General features: G+C 53.6%; 24 protein-coding genes and 1 rRNA gene. 9 read left to right on the top strand and 16 right to left on the bottom strand.

Annotated features, from left to right (window positions below):
* A 16S ribosomal RNA gene (locus ETR37_RS12150) occupies window positions 1-138 on the bottom strand; the annotation flags it as partial.
* 576 nt (window positions 139-714) lie between these two features.
* On the opposite strand from ETR37_RS12150, the gene ETR37_RS12145 reads away from it, so the two are divergent.
* On the top strand, window positions 715-1,005 hold the full coding sequence (locus tag ETR37_RS12145) for a hypothetical protein (RefSeq protein WP_081212822.1): 291 nt from the start codon (window positions 715-717) through the stop codon (window positions 1,003-1,005).
* 64 nt (window positions 1,006-1,069) lie between these two features.
* Window positions 1,070-1,513 (top strand): Hsp20/alpha crystallin family protein, encoded by a 444-nt coding sequence (locus tag ETR37_RS12140; RefSeq protein ID WP_033006456.1) that lies wholly within the window; start codon window positions 1,070-1,072, stop codon window positions 1,511-1,513.
* Window positions 1,514-1,529: 16 nt separating this feature from the next.
* Here ETR37_RS12140 and ETR37_RS12135 read toward each other — a convergent pair whose 3' ends face one another.
* From ETR37_RS12135 to ETR37_RS12120, 4 genes are read right to left on the bottom strand one after another with little or no spacing between them, the layout of a single operon-like run.
* On the bottom strand, window positions 1,530-2,552 hold the full coding sequence (locus tag ETR37_RS12135) for a LacI family DNA-binding transcriptional regulator (RefSeq protein ID WP_020756380.1): 1,023 nt from the start codon (window positions 2,550-2,552) through the stop codon (window positions 1,530-1,532).
* A gap of 56 nt (window positions 2,553-2,608) precedes the next feature.
* The gene (gene galT, locus ETR37_RS12130; protein WP_129447305.1) at window positions 2,609-4,135 is read right to left on the bottom strand and encodes a UDP-glucose--hexose-1-phosphate uridylyltransferase; all 1,527 of its coding nucleotides are present in this window, start codon (window positions 4,133-4,135) and stop codon (window positions 2,609-2,611) included.
* 3 nt (window positions 4,136-4,138) lie between these two features.
* Window positions 4,139-5,125, bottom strand: a complete 987-nt coding sequence (gene galE, locus ETR37_RS12125; RefSeq protein WP_020756378.1) for a UDP-glucose 4-epimerase GalE — start codon at window positions 5,123-5,125, stop codon at window positions 4,139-4,141.
* Entirely contained in the window at window positions 5,122-6,306 is a 1,185-nt protein-coding gene (locus ETR37_RS12120) for a galactokinase (protein ID WP_129447304.1), read from the bottom strand. Before ETR37_RS12120 ends, galE begins: the two co-directional genes overlap by 4 nt.
* Before the next feature lie 141 nt (window positions 6,307-6,447).
* Between ETR37_RS12120 and ETR37_RS12115 the strand changes: the two genes are divergently transcribed.
* Entirely contained in the window at window positions 6,448-7,230 is a 783-nt protein-coding gene (locus ETR37_RS12115; RefSeq protein WP_081132678.1) for an EcsC family protein, read from the top strand.
* A gap of 64 nt (window positions 7,231-7,294) precedes the next feature.
* Here the strand turns inward: ETR37_RS12115 and ETR37_RS12110 are convergent, their stop codons facing one another.
* The 7 genes from ETR37_RS12110 to ETR37_RS20025 form a co-directional block, all read right to left on the bottom strand.
* A complete protein-coding gene (locus ETR37_RS12110; protein ID WP_129447303.1) occupies window positions 7,295-9,481 on the bottom strand; it encodes an alpha-galactosidase in 2,187 nt (728 codons plus the stop codon).
* Between the two features lie 108 nt (window positions 9,482-9,589).
* The gene (locus tag ETR37_RS12105) at window positions 9,590-11,248 is read right to left on the bottom strand and encodes a glycerol-3-phosphate dehydrogenase/oxidase (protein WP_033006057.1); all 1,659 of its coding nucleotides are present in this window, start codon (window positions 11,246-11,248) and stop codon (window positions 9,590-9,592) included.
* Window positions 11,249-11,407: 159 nt separating this feature from the next.
* Window positions 11,408-11,962, bottom strand: coding sequence for a glycerol-3-phosphate responsive antiterminator (locus ETR37_RS12100; protein ID WP_020755754.1), 555 nt, complete (start codon window positions 11,960-11,962; stop codon window positions 11,408-11,410).
* A gap of 15 nt (window positions 11,963-11,977) precedes the next feature.
* The gene (locus tag ETR37_RS19160; protein WP_164832333.1) at window positions 11,978-12,133 is read right to left on the bottom strand and encodes a hypothetical protein; all 156 of its coding nucleotides are present in this window, start codon (window positions 12,131-12,133) and stop codon (window positions 11,978-11,980) included.
* A 16-nt stretch (window positions 12,134-12,149) separates the two neighbouring features.
* Window positions 12,150-13,547: a HAMP domain-containing sensor histidine kinase gene (locus tag ETR37_RS12095; protein WP_020755752.1), complete on the bottom strand. Its 1,398-nt coding sequence runs from the start codon at window positions 13,545-13,547 to the stop codon at window positions 12,150-12,152.
* Window positions 13,544-14,218, bottom strand: coding sequence for a response regulator transcription factor (locus ETR37_RS12090; RefSeq protein ID WP_013144934.1), 675 nt, complete (start codon window positions 14,216-14,218; stop codon window positions 13,544-13,546). Before ETR37_RS12090 ends, ETR37_RS12095 begins: the two co-directional genes overlap by 4 nt.
* A 167-nt stretch (window positions 14,219-14,385) precedes the next feature.
* Window positions 14,386-14,508, bottom strand: coding sequence for a hypothetical protein (locus tag ETR37_RS20025; protein WP_013524106.1), 123 nt, complete (start codon window positions 14,506-14,508; stop codon window positions 14,386-14,388).
* Window positions 14,509-14,739: 231 nt separating this feature from the next.
* Here ETR37_RS20025 and ETR37_RS12085 point away from each other — a divergent pair, with 231 nt between their 5' ends.
* A complete protein-coding gene (locus ETR37_RS12085) occupies window positions 14,740-15,204 on the top strand; it encodes an Hsp20/alpha crystallin family protein (RefSeq protein WP_011231644.1) in 465 nt (154 codons plus the stop codon).
* 115 nt (window positions 15,205-15,319) lie between these two features.
* Here ETR37_RS12085 and ETR37_RS19155 read toward each other — a convergent pair whose 3' ends face one another.
* Window positions 15,320-15,481, bottom strand: coding sequence for a hypothetical protein (locus ETR37_RS19155; RefSeq protein ID WP_015375249.1), 162 nt, complete (start codon window positions 15,479-15,481; stop codon window positions 15,320-15,322).
* 83 nt (window positions 15,482-15,564) lie between these two features.
* On the opposite strand from ETR37_RS19155, the gene ETR37_RS12080 reads away from it, so the two are divergent.
* Window positions 15,565-15,750 (top strand): hypothetical protein, encoded by a 186-nt coding sequence (locus ETR37_RS12080; RefSeq protein WP_011231645.1) that lies wholly within the window; start codon window positions 15,565-15,567, stop codon window positions 15,748-15,750.
* Complete coding sequence (locus ETR37_RS12075; RefSeq protein ID WP_015375250.1) at window positions 15,750-16,004, top strand: sigma-G-dependent sporulation-specific acid-soluble spore protein CsgA; 255 nt, start codon at window positions 15,750-15,752, stop codon at window positions 16,002-16,004. Before ETR37_RS12080 ends, ETR37_RS12075 begins: the two co-directional genes overlap by 1 nt.
* A gap of 83 nt (window positions 16,005-16,087) precedes the next feature.
* Here ETR37_RS12075 and ETR37_RS12070 read toward each other — a convergent pair whose 3' ends face one another.
* Window positions 16,088-16,432 (bottom strand): YppG family protein, encoded by a 345-nt coding sequence (locus tag ETR37_RS12070; protein WP_013144931.1) that lies wholly within the window; start codon window positions 16,430-16,432, stop codon window positions 16,088-16,090.
* Window positions 16,433-16,624: 192 nt separating this feature from the next.
* On the opposite strand from ETR37_RS12070, the gene ETR37_RS12065 reads away from it, so the two are divergent.
* Both ETR37_RS12065 and ETR37_RS19150 read left to right on the top strand, forming a co-directional pair.
* A complete protein-coding gene (locus tag ETR37_RS12065) occupies window positions 16,625-16,825 on the top strand; it encodes a YppF family protein (protein ID WP_011231648.1) in 201 nt (66 codons plus the stop codon).
* Between the two features lie 119 nt (window positions 16,826-16,944).
* Window positions 16,945-17,115 (top strand): hypothetical protein, encoded by a 171-nt coding sequence (locus ETR37_RS19150; protein WP_013144930.1) that lies wholly within the window; start codon window positions 16,945-16,947, stop codon window positions 17,113-17,115.
* A gap of 81 nt (window positions 17,116-17,196) precedes the next feature.
* Here ETR37_RS19150 and ETR37_RS12060 read toward each other — a convergent pair whose 3' ends face one another.
* Both ETR37_RS12060 and ETR37_RS12055 read right to left on the bottom strand, forming a co-directional pair.
* Complete coding sequence (locus tag ETR37_RS12060) at window positions 17,197-17,580, bottom strand: YppE family protein (protein WP_081132673.1); 384 nt, start codon at window positions 17,578-17,580, stop codon at window positions 17,197-17,199.
* A 116-nt stretch (window positions 17,581-17,696) separates the two neighbouring features.
* Window positions 17,697-17,939 (bottom strand): hypothetical protein, encoded by a 243-nt coding sequence (locus ETR37_RS12055; protein WP_013144928.1) that lies wholly within the window; start codon window positions 17,937-17,939, stop codon window positions 17,697-17,699.
* 224 nt (window positions 17,940-18,163) lie between these two features.
* Here ETR37_RS12055 and recU point away from each other — a divergent pair, with 224 nt between their 5' ends.
* A complete protein-coding gene (recU, locus tag ETR37_RS12050) occupies window positions 18,164-18,766 on the top strand; it encodes a Holliday junction resolvase RecU (protein WP_011231652.1) in 603 nt (200 codons plus the stop codon).
* The last annotated feature ends 16 nt before the right edge of the window (window positions 18,767-18,782 follow it).

Genomic DNA, 18,782 nt, shown 5'->3' with positions numbered 1-18,782 from the left:
GCGGGCAGGTTGCCCACGTGTTACTCACCCGTCCGCCGCTGACCGAATCAAGGCAAGCCCCAATCCGGTCCGCTCGACTTGCATGTATTAGGCACGCCGCCAGCGTTCGTCCTGAGCCAGGATCAAACTCTCCAAAAGAAAGTTGATTGGCTTTTGCTTCGGCCCATGCGGACCTCCGCTTTTCGTCGCGCTTCGTTTCGTTCAGTTTTCAAGGAACGACAGTTACTATTATAAACAATCTTTCAAAAATGTCAACTACTGATTCTCTTCTAATTATTACCGCGTTCATTTCGTCGCGGCAATTATTCATTATACGCAGTGTTAACTATTTGTCAATAGTTTTTTTATTTCATGATTGTTCGATCGTTGCACTCCGACATTCCGTCGAAGCGCGATTTTTATTTTATACACTATCTCACCTTATGTCAACTACTTTTTTAGGTTGAACGCTCTCCCACCTACGCTAACGCTTAGAGGTGGGAGATTTTTGGGAACACCCGCCCCACGGCAGGCTGTCAACCAATCCATCCTCGTGCGTCCCACGGTTCGACTGCCTTACAACGACAGCAAACGAAACCAGCCCCCACTATCTACATTCGACTTGGCCTCCCGAATCGCTTCGACTGCTGTATGATATAATTTCTTAAAAAGAATATGTTGCAAGGAGCAGACCTCGAGGATCGCTATGTATATTTTTTAAGGAGGGAAGCAGCCGTGACCTATCCATTTTCTGCACTGCTTGACGGCTACCGCCGCCTTTGGCCGAACCGATCGCTGACGACCGGACCGCTTGATGAACAAGAAAGCCAAACTCTTTTGTATGAAACGATAAGGCAAGAGCTGCGCGATGAATGGACGCATCCGCGCGTGCGGCAATCGTCCGAAGTGAAGTTTTATTACGCCGTTAAGCGGGTGGCCGCTTCTGACTTGCCGGATGGCATGAAAGTAGCACTCATTCAAGCGTATTTGACGGTGATGGAACAATTGCAAGCCAATCATACATAAAACAGACGAATTCGGTTCACACTACTGAGCGAACAAACATTTCTTGTTAAGGAGGATGGCAGTTATGGCGTTAATTCCGTATGACCCGTTCCGGCACTTGGAATCGATTCGCCGGGATATGAACCGCTTTTTTGCTAGTGATTTTCCATCGCTGTTCACTCATATGGATGAGCAGCACTGGATGCCGCGCATCGACATGCATGAAACGGCCAACGAATACGTCGTTTCGTGCGATTTACCGGGGCTGGAGCGGAAAGAGGATGTGCACATTGACGTGCAGAACAACATGTTGACCATCAGCGGCACGATTCAACGCCACCACGATGTAAGAGAAGAACATATGCACCGGCGCGAACGCTTCTTTGGTCGCTTCCAGCGTTCGATCACCCTGCCGGCGGATGCGGCGACGGAAAACATTCGCGCGACGTACAAAAACGGTGTGCTTGACATTCATATCCCGAAAACAACGACAGGAACGAAAAAACGCGTTGATATCGAGTTCCATTAATGCGGAAGGGAGCGGCTTATCGACCGCTCCCCTTTTCGTTGCCCTCGCTGCTTGAGCGGATGACGAGCTCTGTCGGCACGACGACCTTTTTGCAAATCGCTCGTTTCGTCGTCAACCGTTCGATGAGCAGCTCAACCGCTGTTTCACCCATAAATTCTGTGTATACTTTCACCGTCGAAAGCGGCGGGTGAAGAAATGCTGCCGTCGGAATATCATTGAATCCGACAATCGCCGCCTCTTCCGGAACAGCGATCCCGGCTTCATGCAGCGCACGCAGGGCGCCGATCGCCATCGAGTCGCTGGCAATGAAAAACGCCGTCGGCAAGTCGCCGCCTGAAACAGCCTCTTTCATCAGCCGATAGCCATCTTCAGCCGTGAAGGCACCGATCCATACATAGCGGGAATCATACAGCCCTTTGACATACAAATATTCGTAAAACGCCGCTTCGCGCTCATCGCGGATCGGCGTTTCCTCGTCGACATATTCACGGCCGCCGATATAACCAATTTTCGTATGCCCCAACCGAAGCAAATAATCAAGCACTGTCACCGTCGCTTGACGCAAGTCGATGACGACTGAATCAAACCGATGCTCATCAGGCGAACAGTCGACAAACACAATTTGTTTGGCCCCGGCGGCAAAAACCTCGACTTCCTTCGGCCCGAATTTTCCGACAGCGATGATGCCATCGAGCGCCTCCATCCGTTCAATCGGATAGGCACCGTTTTGTTTAAACAATTTGACGAGTTCGATGCCGCGGTCAAAACACTCTTTTTCCACTCCGAGGCGAATCGCCATATAATACGGGTCATCGATTTCCTGGCGCTCCGAATACCAGTGAATGAGCCCGAAGCGAAACGATTCGCGCGCTTGCTGGCTTCGCTCCCGCAATGTTTTGTAGTTCAGCTCTTGGGCGACTTCAAAAATGCGCCTTCTCGTTTCATCGGAAACGGACAGCGTTGCATCGTAATTAAGCACGCGCGACACCGTCGCGACCGAAACGCCGACTTTTTCCGCGATTTCTTTTAACGTAGCCATCGTCTGTTTGCGATCCCTTCCTTATGTTTCATATGAAACGCGTTTTTTCGCCGCATTTAAACAAGAGACGACATGCGCTCCACAGCGTGCTGCAGAAAGCGGCGAAACGCATCCTTCCCTCGCTTGTCCCGCTTAAACACCCCGGCATGTTCCAACACGGTCACAAACCGTTGTCCGACTTCGTGCCGCAAAATGTCATGGACGTTGTCCTTCGTGATGTCCGGATAGGCCGAGTGAATGGCTTCGCACCAATCCCAATGTTTATGCATCGACTCGTCCCAGTCTTCTTTTTTTGTCCGATGCACGAGATAATCGGCCAGCGTCTCCAGTTCCACGGCAAGCCGTGCCGGCAGCACCGCCAGCCCCATCACTTCGATCAAGCCGATATTTTCTTTTTTAATATGATGCAATTCTTCATGCGGATGGAAAATGCCGTACGGATGTTCCGCTGACGTCCGGTTGTTGCGCAACACGATGTCCAACTCAAACAAATCGCCGCACCGCCGGGCGATCGGGGTGATCGTGTTGTGCGGAACATCGCCGCTGTAGGCCATAATCTCGACGCTTGGGTCGCTGTACGTCCGCCATGTTTCATACAAAAAGGCAGCCGCATCCAACACGTCCTCTTTTGGTCCAGTCAAACGGATGACGGACATCGGCCAGCGCACAATGCCGGCTGTGACCGACGGAAACGATGGCAGCGGGATACACTCTTCGATCTCCGCCTTTTCCATCGCAAACGGATAACGCCCTCCTTGGAAATGGTCATGCACTAAAATCGAGCCGCCGACAATCGGCAAGTCGGCGTTCGAGCCAATGAAATAGTGCGGGAACTTTTCGACGAAATCGAGCAAGCGCTCAAGCGTCTTCCGCTCCATTTTCATCGGCACATGTTCGGCGGAAAAGACGATGCAATGTTCATGATAGTACACGTAGGGAGAATATTGGAAATACCACTGTTCATCCAATAACGTGATCGGGATGACACGGTGATTGGAACGGGCGGGATGACGCCACGTTCCTTCATACCCTTCGTTTTCTTTGCATAATACACATTTTGGATACGAGGATGACGGCATCTCTTTTAATTTGGCGATTTCCTTCGGGTCTTTTTCCGGCTTCGCCAAGTTAATGGTGATATCCAATTCTCCATAGATGGTTGACACTTTCCAGTGCTGATTGTTGGCGATGCGCGCCGTTTGAATGTAATTGGACGCTTGGCTCAACGAATAAAACCAGTCCGTCGCCTCCTGCGGGCTGCGGCGGTACCGCTCGTAAAAGGCGCGGATCACTTCCGACGGCCGCGGCATGACGCAGTCCATCAGTCTCGCATCCCATATATCGCGCTCGGTCGTGGTATTCGTTTCCAACAATCCTTGTTCATACGCCCAATCAATCATAGCGTCCAATACCGGGGCCGGCGAGGCCAAGGGAACGTCCTTGACCTCGGCCGGCTGCCATTCCGTGAGTCGGAGCGTTGCCAGCAGGCGGTTGCGCGCGTACACCACATCTTCCGGCGCTAAAAGGCCGCGTTGCTCGGCATAACGGATCAGTTGTTCAATCGCCGTCCAAATTCGTTCCATCGCTCACACACCCCGATAGCCGTTTGGCCGCGCTTTGTGCCACTCCCACGCCGAGGCGACGATATCCGTAATGGACAAGTATTTCGGCTCCCAGCCGAGCTCGCGCTTTGCTTTTTCCGATGAAGCGACAAGCCGCGCCGGGTCGCCCGGCCGCCGCGCCACGACGCGGGCAGGGATCGGGTGTCCGGTCACTTGCCGCGCCGCTTCGATCACTTCTTTGACGCTGAAGCCGTTGCCGTTGCCTAAATTGTATACATCGCTGTCTGCCCCGCTCCGTAATTTCTCGAGCGCCAGCCAATGGGCATCGACGAGATCAAGCACATGAATGTAGTCGCGGATGCACGTGCCGTCGGGCGTGTCGTAGTCATCGCCGAAAATGTAGATTTCCTCGCGCTGGCCAAGCGGCACTTTTAAAATCAATGGAATCAGATGCGTCTCCGGGTTGTGGTCCTCACCGATTGTCGTGCCGTACGCCCCGGCGACATTAAAGTAGCGGAGCGAAATCGAGCGGATGCCATAGGCGCGGTCCGCCCATTTCATCATTTTTTCCATCGCCAGCTTCGTTTCTCCATACGCGTTCGTCGGTTCCGTCGGGTCGGTTTCGACGATCGGGATTTGTTTCGGCTCCCCATACACCGCGGCAGTTGAAGAAAAGACGATTTGCTTGACGCCAAATTCCTTCATCACTTCAAGCAACACTTGTGTGCCGTACACATTGTTGTCGTAATATTTCAGCGGCTCTTCCATGCTTTCGCCGACCAATGAGTTCGCCGCAAAATGAATGACCGCCTCAATGTCGTGCTGGCGAAACACCTCGCGCAAAAAATCGCGGTCGCGAATATCGCCTTGGCAAAACACCGCATCAGGGTGAACCGCCTCCCGGTGCCCCGTCTGCAAGTTATCCACCACGACCACGCGCTCCCCTTTTTCAAGCAGACGGTACACCGCATGGCTGCCGATATACCCTGCCCCTCCGCAAACCAAAATCATCGGCTCATCTCCTCCAGTCCCGTGAGTTCTCTCGCCCCGTCACCAACTTCAACGACATAAAAGCTTGCTTCATAACCGATTTTTTCGGCATACGCGTTTCCGACCCGTTCAATGAAATCTTGAACGCATGCCTTTTTCACAATGTTCACCGTGCAGCCGCCGAATCCTGCCCCAGTCATGCGCGCCCCGACCGTTCCTTCGTGCGACCATGCCGCTTCAACGAGCGTGTCGAGTTCAACGCCTGTCACTTCGTAATCATTGCGCAGCGACAAATGTGACTGTTTCATCAACTCGCCAAAGCGGACGAGATCCCCGCGCTCAAGCGCCCGGGCGGCTTCAAGCGTCCGCTCGTTTTCCGTCACCGCATGGCGGGCCCGTTTTTGTTCAAGCGGGGAAAGAAGATGTGCATAACGGGCCAGTTCCGCGCTTGTCAGCTCGCCGAGCGAGGCGATGTTCCGCACGCTTTGCAGCTTCGCAAGAGCCGCCTCGCACGTCGCCCGCCGCTCGTTGTACGCCGAGTTCGCCAGGCCGCGCTTTTTGTTTGTGTTCGCGATGACAATCGAACAATCGTTGAGCACGAGCGGCAAATAGCGGTACTCGAGCGTCTGGCAGTTTAACAGGATGGCGCAATCTTGTTTCCCCATGCCGACGGCGAACTGATCCATAATGCCGCAATTGACGCCAACGTATTTATTTTCTACGGTTTGGCTCATTTTCACAAGTTCTAGTTGGTCAAGCCCGCGCCTGAACAGTTCGTTGAGCATGACCGCGGTCACGAGCTCAATCGACGCGGATGACGACAGTCCTGCGCCGTTCGGGATCGTTCCATAATACAAAATGTCCAATCCGGTCTCAAGCGGACGTAACGCTTGAAACGCAGCCAAGATCCCTTTCGGGTAATTCGCCCAGCCGTGCTCGCTCCGGTATGACAAGTCATCGTAAGAGACCGTGATCACTCCCGTTTCCGGGAAGTTTTGGGAGTAAAGGCGGACAAACGGCTCATCCGTTTGCCGGACAAGCGCATACGTGCCGATCTCGAGCGCGCACGGCAGCACATGCCCGCCGTTGTAATCCGTATGCTCACCGATCAAATTGACGCGGCCGGGGGCGAAAAAGGTGCGGATGCCTTCGCCCAAGCCGCCGAAAAGTTCGATAAATTGCTGTTTTAAGGTAGGGATCATGGAAGGGCCTCCTTCAAGTCTTTATAGTAAATATTTTACTTAATATTTTACTAAAGATCAACGGCGAAACGAAATCTTTTTTAATACGTATAATCGTTTGAACATTTATTCACCTTAATATAGGAAGGAGGCGGAGCGGAGATGGAAACGCGACAGATGTTGAAACAAGAACTCCAAACCATCACCCACTGGGAACACTCCCAAAAAGACCTATGGTTTTGGGAAAAGCTCGGCCGCTTGCCATTTCAAGTGCTCGATAAACTGACCCCCAAAATCATCCATCGAAAACTCGGGCAGCTGCTTGATGAATTGGGCAGCTATATTCAAAGCGGCGGGCAATATTTGGTGAATGAAGGAAAGGTATTGGACAAGCTTGGCGTATCGTCGTTGGCCGAAGTGCCGCACTTGCCGCTCGAGACGATGGACCGCGTTTGCGACGAGTTGATCGATGCGCGCGTCACGTTCGCCCAGCTGCAAGGGGCGGCGACTGGAATGGGCGGGGCGCTGACGCTGGCGGTGGACATCCCAGCGCTTCTCGGCTTAGCGCTGAAAACGCTGCAAGAGATCGCCATCGTGTACGGATATGACCCGAAGGAAAAAGAGGAGCGCGTGTTTGTCGTCAAATGCCTGCAGTTTGCCGCGGCGGACATCGTCGGGAAAAAAGCGATTTTGGACGAACTTTCGTCGTTCTCCCATGAACGCGGGCGCGTCTTTTCCGAACTGCAAGGATGGCGGGAAGTGATGATGACGTTCCGCGACCAGTACGGATGGAAAAAGCTGTTTCAAGCCGTGCCGATCATCGGCGTCATTTTCGGTTCGCTGTTTAACAAATCGTTTATGGAAGACATCGCCGAAACCGGGAAGATGCTTTATCGGAAGCGGCGCATCATCGAGAAGCTCAAACAGTTTGAACCCGGCATCTAACATGCCGGGTTCGATTCGTTTGTTTCGCGCTGATGCATCCGCTCAGGCCGCATCATTCCCCCTATCATCGAACGGCTTTCAATCGCCACATCATGCTGATAAAATCGCCCAAGCGGTGCGGCAAGGCCACTCCGGCATACATCAGCTCGTCGCCGCCGTAGACGCCAAGGCCTTCGATTTCATAGTCTTGATTCGGGTCAAGCCCTTTGAGCCGCAAGTATGACAGCGGCGCGTTCGCTTCCGCCAGAACACGGAAGTAGGCGACGAGCGCTTCCGACTGATCTTCCGAGACGAACATCCACGCCGCCTCGTTGCCTTCAAACGGGCTGAGCAGCCGATAAAACGTGCCGAACTGGACGAGGCGGCGCACATCTTTGTAAAACGCGACTTGTTCCTTGATGATTTGTTTTTCTGTTTCCGTCAATTTCGTGATATCGAGCTCATAGCCGAAGTTGCCTGACATCGCGACATGACCGCGCGTCTTGAGCGACGTCACCCGCCCGACTTGGTGGTTCGGCACGGCCGAGACGTGGGCGCCCATGGCGCTCACTGGGTAAACGAGGCTTGTACCGTACTGGATTTTCAGGCGCGAGACAGCGTCAGTGTTGTCGCTCGTCCATGTTTGCGGCATATAATAGAGAATCCCCGGGTCAAACCGCCCTCCGCCTCCCGAACAGCTTTCAAACAAAATGTGCGGAAAGCGCGAGGTGATCTCGTCCATCACCCGATAGAGCCCAAGCATATAGCGGTGCGCCGTTTCGCGCTGGCGCTCGGGCGGCAGGGCGGCCGAACCGATTTCCGTCATATGGCGGTTCATGTCCCATTTCACATAAGTGATGGGGGCGCTCGCAAGCACGTTCGAGATCGTTTCAATCATATAGTCGCACACGTCTTGGCGGGAATAATCGAGCACAAGCTGGTTCCGTCCTTCAGAGCGCGGGCGGTTGGGCACATGGAGGCACCAGTCGGGATGTTTCCGGTACAGTTCGCTGTTTGGCGACACCATTTCCGGTTCGACCCATAAGCCGAACTGGAGTCCAAGTTCGTTTATTTGTTTTGCCAGCCCGTCCAAGCCGTTTGGAAGCTTGCGCCGGTTGACGATCCAATCGCCGAGCGAACGGCGGTCGTCATCGCGCTCGCCAAACCAGCCGTCGTCCAGCACAACCAGTTCGATGCCAAGCTCCGCCGCCGTTCGGGCGATATTCATCATCTTTTCCTCTTTGAAGTCAAAATACGTTGCTTCCCAGTTATTGATCAAGATCGGACGTTCGCGGTCGCGGAACGCGCCGCGCGCTAGGCGGGTGCGGTACAGTTCGTGGTACGTTTGCGACATTCCGTTTAACCCTTGATCGGAGTAGACCATAACGACTTCCGGCGTTTGGAACGACTCGCCCGGTTCCAATAGCCACGTAAAATCAAACGGATTGATGCCCATCGAGACGCGGGCAGTGCGGAACTGGTCCACCTCGATTTGGGCGAGGAAATTGCCGCTGTACACCAAGCTGAACCCGTACACTTCGCCTTGGTGTTCATCGGCGTTTTTGGCAGCGAGCGCAATAAACGGGTTTTGTTGGTGGCTGCTCGCGCCGCGGCGGCTTTCCGCCGCTTGCACGCCGGTCAGAAGCGGGAGCCGCTCGATCCAGCGCTCGCGCCCCCACGCTCCGGGGAGATGGATCCAATCATAGTCAGCAGTTGGGAAATCAACGCTCATACTGAGCGCACGCAGCAGTTTCAACCGCTCGCCGCCTTTGTTTTCAAAACGGGCCGCGCGCGTGATGACGTTCCATTTTTCATACGCCGTATACTGCAGCGTGACCTCTAGGCCAATCAGCGCATCTTCAAGAACCATTTCAAGCGTCTCCGCTTCTTGTTCGTGCTCAACATACGTCGCCGGAAGCCCATCAAGCTTTGGCTTCCCCTTGAAAATGCGATGCGTTTTGTAGCGCAAATCGGTCACGGTCGAGCCATTCTCAAGCTGCACTTGATACGCCGGAGAACGAAAATCGGTATTCCCATAGGCTGGATATTCTTGCGGCAGCGTATCGAGCGAAAACGTGCGGTCGGATGGGTCGGGGTTAGGGGAAAACGCGCGGTCCAGCCGCGGAAATGCCCGCGCGCCGCGAACATCGCGTACCGCTTTTCCCCAATAGACATGCGCCAAATAGCCGGAGCGGAAAAGCTGCATCACGTAGCTCGCCTTGCCCGCCCGCAAATGAAACTGCTTCGTTTGTGGATTGTATGCAACTGACATTCTCTTCCCCCGCTTTGTTTTTGTTTAAATTTTACTTAATTTTTACGAAAAAATCCATCAAAAAAGCGCCCTGGATTCAGGCGCTCATCATTTCCTTCAAAGGATCATTCACTCCTCTCCTTCCTCCGCCAACACAGCACGCCGCAGTTCCTGATCGAGTTCCTTCCCATACATGTCCCGCTCTTCCTCGGTCCACCCAAAATACCGCGCCATAAACGCGACAACCGCCTCTTTCTCACGCCGGACCGAATCAATATCAAACAACAGCGCTCCGGTGCGGCGGATGAAGTAGTCGACTGGTTTGACCGCCATTTCTTCCTCGATGGCGTAGACGAGGCGGACGAACGTTTCGCGCGTTAAGCCGGACGAGCGGTCGTACTCGTTGCTTAAGGCAAAGAGGCGGTCGACATTTGTGCCGTACTGTTTTGCCAGCCGCGCCCCTTGTTCTTCTGTCAGCCCATAGCGCGCCGCTTCCTTCGCCTTTTCGGCGATGAAGACCGGCAGCCGGTGCGAGCCGCCGACATCGCCGCCGGAGATCGGCAATTGTTTCGTCTGGCATGGACGGAACGTTTTCTGCTCTTCTTTTTCGAGCTGCTTAGCGACGAGGTCGACGACGGTTTCCGCCATTTTCCGGTAGCCGGTCAGTTTGCCGCCGGCGATTGTGATGAGGCCGGATGGCGATGTCCAAATCTCGTCTTTGCGGGAAATTTCCGACGGGTTTTTCCCTTCTTCGTAAATGAGCGGGCGGACGCCGGCCCAACTCGACTCGACATCGTCGGCAGTGACGCCGACAGACGGGAACATGTAGTGAATCGCTTGCAATAAGTAATCACGGTCTTCTTCGGTCATGGCCGGATGAGCAGGATCATCGTCATAAAATGTATCGGTCGTGCCGACATACGTTTTCCCATCCCGCGGAATGGCAAACACCATCCGGCCGTCCGGGGTGTCAAAATAGACGGCCTGCTTGAGCGGAAAACGCTTTTGATCGATGACGATATGGACGCCTTTTGTCAGCCGAAGCCGCTTGCCGGTTTTCGAACCGTCTTTGTCGCGCAGCGCATCAACCCATGGTCCAGCAGCATTGACGACTTTTTTGGCGCGGATGTCATACACTCGTCTGCCGATCATGTCGCGGCAGCGGGCGCCGGTGATGCGGCCGCGCTCGTCGTATAAAAACTGTTCGGCTTTGACGTAGTTGACGGCGTCGACGCCAAGCTCGACCGCTTTTTTGACCACCTCGATCGTCAAGCGGGCATCGTCGGTCCGATACTCGACGTAATAGCCGCCGCCAATCAGGCCGTCGCGCTTTAAGAGCGGCTCTTTTTCCAACGTCTGCCGGGCATTAAGTATCGTGCGCTGCTCGCTTTGCTTGACGCCGGCCAGCCGGTCATACAACCAAAGGCCGATCGACGTGCTCCACTTGCCGAACGTTCCGCCGCGGTAAATGGGCAGCAGCATCCACTCCGGTGTGGTGACGTGCGGGCCGTTTTCATACACAATCGCCCGTTCGCGCCCGACTTCCGCGACAAGCTTCACCTCGAACTGCTTTAAGTAGCGCAAGCCGCCGTGAACAAGCTTCGTCGACCGGCTTGACGTGCCGGCGGCGAAATCTTGCATCTCGACAAGCGCGACCGTCATGCCGCGCGAGATGGCATCAAGGGCGATGCCAGAGCCGGTGATCCCCCCGCCGATGACGAGAAGATCATATTGTTTTTCGCTCATCGCTTGAAGAACATCGCTCCGCTGTTTGCTTGAGAACGTCATGCATGATTCCTCCTTTTGAAAAAGACAAAAAGAGACCAGTGCAAACACGATAAGCATGACGCCTACCATGCATGCGTGGTCTCTCCTTGTCTCCTGACTGATGATTAACTTGTTACCTTTATTGTAGCAGACGGCGGCCGATTTGACCAGCTCAACGCATTATCCATTGTAGTGGCGCCAAAGCGTTTCATTTGACGTCGTCACCGATGCCGCGCCGGCTTCCAGCGCCCGCTCGACATCGTCGACCGTGCGGATGAGGCCGCCGGCGTAAATCGGTTTTCCCGTCCGTTCTTTCACTTCGCGGATGATGTGCGGCATGGCGCCCGGGATGACTTCGATGCAGTCCGGATTCGTTTTGGCGATCAGCTGATAGCTTTTCTCCAACGCATGAGAATCGAGCAAAAAGATGCGTTGCACGGCCAAGACTCGTTTTTGCCGCGCCTTCATAATGACGCCCGCTTTCGTGGAAATGAGGCCATGCGGGCGGAACTCTTGGCAAAGGTATTCCGCCGCATGTTCATCATGGCTCAGCCCTTGCACCAAGTCGACGTGAATGATCAACTCCTTGCCATGCCGGCGCGCATAGGCAAAGATGCTTTTTAACTGGGCAATATGCACCTCAAGCAACACGCCGACCGTGTAACCGCTTGACAAAAAGGCGTCAAATTGCTTCATCGTTTTAATGGCCGGAATGATGCGCTGTTTCGCTTCCATTTTCTTTTCTTCGATTCATCCTCTCATTTTGTCGATCTCATCTAAGCATGACAGTGACATCATCGTCCGCGGTTTGCATGTCGCGATTTTCACCCCGCGCTTGCGGAACTTCTCGACGACGTGATGAATCGCTTTTTTGCCTGCCGTCTCTTCGCCATGGGAATGTCCCATGTCTCTCACTCTCCTCCTATTCCGCTTTCGGAATGGCCAGTTCGACCGTCGTTCCTTGATCGATCTCGCTTTCCACTGTAATTTGCCCGCCGTATTTATCGATGATTTCCTTGGCGATCGAAAGCCCGAGCCCGGCGCCGCCTTGTTCGCGGCTGCGCGCCTTGTCGACGCGATAAAAGCGCAAAAAAACGTTTTTCAGCTCGTCTTTCGGAATGCCAATGCCATGGTCGCGGACGGCGACCGTCACAAACGGCCCTTCCTCGCGCAAGGAAATCGCGATTTGTTTCACTCGCTGAGAATATTTTACCGCATTGTCAAGCAAAATGAACAGCAATTGTTCAAAATGATGCTTCGCCATCGCCGCGCGCGCAATCGGCTTATCCGGCTGGTCAATCAGAAATTGGAAGTCCGGGTGCAAGACGCGGAAATTTTTGACGACTTGTCCGACAGCCGCCGCGGCATCCATCGGCGCGACCTCATCCGGCACCGTGATCGCCTCGGCGCGCGACAAGTCCAGAAGCTCGAGAACGAGCCGCTTCAGCCGCTCCGCCTCTTTCATCGCCGCCTCAAGCGATTCTTCCAAAATCTCCGGGTTGTGCTTCCCCCACCGTTGCAGCAACGAAAGATGGCCTTGCAAAATGGCGAGCGGCGTGCGCAGTTCATGGGACGCATCCTCGACAAATTGCCGCTGCATGGCGAACGACCGCTCAATTTCATCCATCATGCCGTTGAACATCACCATCAGTTCCGCAATTTCATCGCGCGCCGGAGGCACATCAATGCGCCGTTTCAGCCCGTTGTTTTTGATGTCGGCCATCGTTTTGGCCAGCGTTTGCAACGGCCGGACGAAGCTTTGCGCCACGAACCGGCCGGCGACAGCGCTTGCGGCCATGGCCAAAAAGCCGATCGCCGTCATGATGAGAAAGAGCGTGTTGGTCACTTGCTGGAACCTCGCCAGCCGGCGGGCGATTTCGATCGTTCCATGCAAGTTGCTGATATGAATCGGCTGACGGAGCAGCAAAAACCGTTCATTGTTGATGAAATGCTCATCCATTTTCCGCTTGTCGGGCATCTCGCTCGGCGATAGCGACACCGCTGCCCCATTTGAAACGGAGACGATGACGTTTCCTTTCTCATCCGTGACGCGAATGAGTTGGTATCGTTCATTCAACCTTTCCAAAAACGCGCGGCTGCGGCGAATCCCTTCCCATGATAGATTACGTTTTTCCTCGTAATAGGTTTCAATTTCCGCCACCGTTTGTTCCATCGTTTTTTCTTCTTCCTTCAGCAGCCATTGTTTGACCATATGATATTGCAAAAACGTAAACACAAAATACGTAATGAAAATCGCCCCGGCCGACAAAACGGTCAGCTTCCCTTTCAGCGAAAGCCGGCGAATCGCCTCCCTCTTCATGGCCGCATCACATATCCCGTGCCGCGCACCGTTTGGATATACCGCTCTTTATCGTGTTCGTCAAGCTTTTGCCGCAAGTAGCGGACATAGACGTCAACGACGTTCGTCTCGACTTCGGCGTCAAATCCCCACACTTTGTCAAGGAGCGCATCACGCGTCAAGACGACATTGATGTTTTGCATAAAGGCGACGAGCAAGTCGTATTCCCGCTTCGTCAGCTCAATAAATTCGTCTCCTTTTTTCACGGTGCGCGCCTGCACGTCAACGACTAAATCTTTAAACGTCAACACTTGGGCGTTCGCTTCCGGATGAACGCGGCGGAACAAGGCGCGGATGCGGGCGAGCAGCTCTTCAATGGCAAACGGTTTGACGATGTAGTCATCGGCCCCGTTATCGAGTCCCATGACGCGGTCAAACACGCTATCGCGCGCTGTGATCATCATGATCGGCGTCGATTTCGCCGCCCGGATGCGGCGGCATACTTCCATGCCATTGAGACTCGGCAGCATCACATCAAGCAAAATGAGATCCCACTGCTCCGAAAGAGCGAGCTCGAGCCCTTCGCGTCCATCGGCGCATACATGCACGTCAAAGCCTTCGTGCTTTAAGTCAAGCTCCAAAAACCGGGCGAGCCCGGCTTCATCTTCAATCAATAAAATACGTCCGTTCATCAGCTGCTCCTCCTCCATTGCGGCTGTTTGCTTTCATTTTATACATCTTTCACTATACACAACAAATCGTCCACCGCCAACGGACAGCCAGCAGTCAAAAAAGGAATGGGGCGCCTGTTCGAGACGCCCTCAAAAATGAATCGGCCAAAAGCGGCGCAGGCAGCTGTTTACGAGTGGCGGTCAACGATCCAATCGACAATGGCTTGAACGATTTCCAACGCTTGATAGGAAAGAAGCGACACGGCTGTTCCAGAAAAAAACAATGTCACCAACCAATGAACCCAATGCATCGCGCCATCCCTCCTCCCGCCGCCGGGCAACCGACAGCGTTATTGATGTGCATCACATGGATGGTGGTGTCATTATATTCCATCTGGGTTAAAACAAGATGAAAACTCCCTAAAAAAGTACGGAGTAGCTTTTTTTTCGCTCCGTACATACATTGACAGTGAATCGCCTTGCCAATCGGCAGCGTCCCGACAGAGTCATTTCGCTGTTTTGAAAAAAGGGAGGGAAGCGCAATGAATGAATCGTTTCAACCACCAGCCAATGGGGGAGGCCATCACCCGTTCCATCATTTGCGGAAAATGATGAATCAATGGTTTGATGAACGGCCGCTGCAAAAACTGTTTGAAACGCTCGATGACTATTTCGCACAAACGTTTGCTGCCGCGTACATTCCGATCGAGGTGAAAGAGACGAAGCACGATTACCAAATCATTGTCCGGCTGCCTGACATCAAAAGGGAACAAATCAGCTTGCAATGGCAGGAAGATGGGCTGCAGCTGATCGTCGATCACAATGAAACCATTGAATCGGCAGATCATCACGGCCATGTATACGAACGCCGCCACGCACGGCGGCGCGTGGCGCGGCTGATTCCGTTTCCGTATCCGGTCGCTGAGCATGAGGTGAAAGCCTCGTTTCAAAATGGGACGCTCACCATCCAGCTGCCGCAAAAACGGAAATATATCGATATCGATTGAAGACGATCCAGCCTGTGTGTGCGTTCAAAAACCATTTTGGCAACGGCCAGCGCCGCGCTTGGGCGTGAAACAAGCCGTTCCCTGCATGGGGAGCGGCTTGTTTCTTGTCCATCTTCTATTGTTTATGGAGTGAATTTCCGGAACGTTCGCCCTCTTCCGGCGTTCCTTTTTTGATCACCCATTCATTGGCGATTTCCTCACGGTTGTTCGTGTATTTGTTTTTCCGCTTCCAGTTGTCGTTGCAGTCTGTCACCGCCGCCCCCTTATTGTTTGCCATTTGCTTGCCTTGCCGCGGTCAAAACGATGCATACATACTTTCTCGGCTGACAAGCTACGCTACTGATAGGAGGTGCAAAACGAATGGCGAAACTGCCCGATTTCAAACAATTGAACGACCGACTGATCAACGAGCCGTCGGATGAGCCGATGCTTGTCATCAAAACAAACCTCGACCCGGACCGCGTGACGGAAGAAAATCCGTACGTCCAAGGCCGCACAAACACAAGCAAAGAGTTTGTCTCTTTTTTTGAAGGGGGCGGACGATGATGGAACAAACACTCGCTTACTTGCGCGAAGTGCTGTCCAACTATTTGGATCACCACAGCGACACCCCAAAACGCATTTACAAAAAACTGATCAGCAAACCATACCGAGGCGAAGGGGAATTTGTCCGCGACTTAACGCAAGAAGAAAGCGCCTTTTTGGACCGCATTTTGCCCCATGAAATCCGCTATGCGATGGATGAGCGCGATTATGAGCGCGTGTATCAGCTCAATGAAGTGTATGAGTTGCTCATTTGACAACGTGACAACCGCTCCCCGTGCAAACGGCGGAGCGGTTTCCCTTTTTCAAGCGCGCTCGACCGTCGCGCCATGACGCGGTTTCATTTTTTAAACGTACCGAGCAATCCTTTCAACACGCCATTCACTTGATTGACCGTATTGATCATTTGCCCCACGGTACTCATCATTTTGTTGATATCGTACGTTCCGTCGCTGTTTTTAAACTGGGCGAGAAACGACGGGCGCGGCGGCGGCAAAAGCGGTCCTGGCTTTGGATACGGCATCGGATACGAGGGAGGCGCGGCATGGCCGGACGGAAGATGAGGCCAGTGAACCGGCGCCGATGGGAAGGATGAAACCCCATAGTGAAAATAAGGACTATAATGGCCGCCTGAGCCGTATGGTCCATAAACCGGCGGCGAAACTGGGCGCGGATAACGGTGCATGTCTCCTCTCCCCCATGTTTGATAATCGATTCCCCCTAGGCTAAGGAGGCGAGCTGCCACTAGTATATGTGCAAACGCCTGACGACGTGTGCGGACATGTCACCTCTTGTCGGAAGTTTTAATTTTCCGAAATCATTCTTTCTCCCTATTTTCATGGTACGATGTAAAAAAGGGGAAGGGGGAAAAGCATCAATGAACGTGACGGAGTTAAAGCATAAGTTTATGGCGGTCAAACATTGCGAACCGGCTGAGGCGAACGAACTGCTTGATTTTGCCCGCCGTCTGTATTTGCGCGGGGAAATTTCGCTCGCCGAGTACCGCGATCTCGTGCGTGAGCTCGAAAAAGCCGGCGCCTCTCAGCCGGATGAAGCAGGGGAATACGCTGGGCTGTAGGACGATGAGGGAGCTTTTCCCTTCTTTTTTTTGCCCCTGTTCCTCAAGACGCATAAAAAACGATGTTTCTTCCCACCCTAAAGAGGCGAGAGGAATTGTCGTACAAGGGGGGATTGGCGATGGGTCGAGGCGTCCACTTTAACCATAAATTGAAAGGCCATGACCATGAAAAGCCGAAACATGGAAAACCAGCGCCGCCCAAGCATACGGAGCGGGTCGAATACGAGATCAACACCGTCGCTACTGCAGAAGGCGGCCCTGTCTCGATCACAACAGGCAAAGACACATAAAACAAAAAAGGGGGCTAATCCAAAACGCACTCGCGTTTTGGGTCAGCCCCTTTTTCCGTGCGGCCGCTTTCTCCTGCCCCGTCAAAACCTCTCCTTGCCTGCTTCGCTCGTGTCGTCAAGCCGTTCCTTGACAAGCGCCAGCGTATAAGCGACGGCCTGGCTGTATTGCTTGATGCGGCGCTCAGGGACGGATGGATAAAAGGCCTCAACGCACAGCTTCGCCATATGGTCGGCGGCGGCCTCAATTTGCCGCTCATGGACATATTTCGGCCGCGCATGGCGGACCCAGCGGGAAGCGGCGTCCTTCCACCGTTCGGCAACGGCCTGCACCTCTTCGGCCATCGGTTTCACGTCGCCAAAAAAATCCGGCTCCTCGTTCTGCTCGTGGGCGCGCCGGGCGATCAAAAGCAACTGTTCGTTGTATTGTTGCAGGCGCTTCGTCAACGCCTTAAGCTCTTTTTCCATGGCGCCTCCTCCTTTATCCATGCCGGCAAATCCGGTTTGCCCTGTGCCCTATGGCCCGGAGAACGGATGCGTTTTGCCGCGATGCGCTTCTGTTTGATGATACCATATCGGCCGGCTTACACGAAATACAATTTCGACGAAAGCGGAAGTGCAGCGCTCTGCTTCTCCTTCTCAAGCCGCTGTTCCACGCCGGCGATCTGCCCTTCAAGGCGCCCGAGCTGCGCTTGATTTTGCGCATAACGCTCTTCGATGACATCGGCGATCACTTTTTCCATTTTCGCATCGACCTGCTCGATGAGTGCAACTATTTCCTGCAGCTGCTTTTCGATCTCCTCTTTTTTCACGAGCCGTTTTTCCATTCCCTCTCCCCCATTTCTCGCATGATGATATTCCATTCGCGGCGGGAAGGACGACTCCTGCTGCGGCGACAAAAGTAGAACGAATTCGGCAAAGAAAGTGGCAAGCAGCCGCCATTCGACATTGACCTCCTTCGCTTGCCTTCAGTCGAAAGGAGGAAAAGAAAAAGAGCGCATATGACCGGAGCGTATGGTATAATAAAAACCATTCAAAGGAGATGAACGCGATGGCACTCAAATACCCGAGCGGAAAAGAGTATCGCGGAAACAAGCCGAACGCCGCGCGCCGGCCGGCGGCCGATTATGCCAATCGCGGCATGACGCTCGAAGACGACTTAAACGCGACGAATGAATATTACCGGGAACGCGGCATCGCGGTCATCCATAAAAAGCCGACCCCGGTGCAAATCGTGCGCGTCGACTATCCGAAACGGAGCGCCGCCGTCATTACCGAAGCCTACTTCCGGCAAGCGTCGACGACCGACTACAACGGTGTGTACCGCGGCAAGTACATTGACTTTGAGGCGAAAGAGACAAAAAACAAAACGGCGTTTCCGCTGAAAAATTTCCACGCTCATCAAATCCGCCATATGGAGCAAGTCGTCGCCCACGGCGGCATTTGTTTTGCGATTTTGCGTTTTTCTTTGCTCAATGAAACGTATTTGCTTGACGCCTCTCATTTGATCGCTTGGTGGAACAAACAGGAAGCCGGCGGACGAAAGTCGATTCCGAAACAAGAGATCGAACGGCATGGACATTCCATTCCGCTTGGCTACCAGCCGAGAATTGATTATATTAGTGTAGTAGACAACGTGTACTTCACCCGTTGAAGTGAAAACTTGTAAG

Source organism: Geobacillus sp. PK12, from assembly GCF_004123125.1.
GTDB classification, from domain to species: domain Bacteria; phylum Bacillota; class Bacilli; order Bacillales; family Anoxybacillaceae; genus Geobacillus; species Geobacillus zalihae.
Note: the sequence above shows the minus strand (reverse complement) of the source record. Positions and strands in the feature narration are given on the sequence as shown.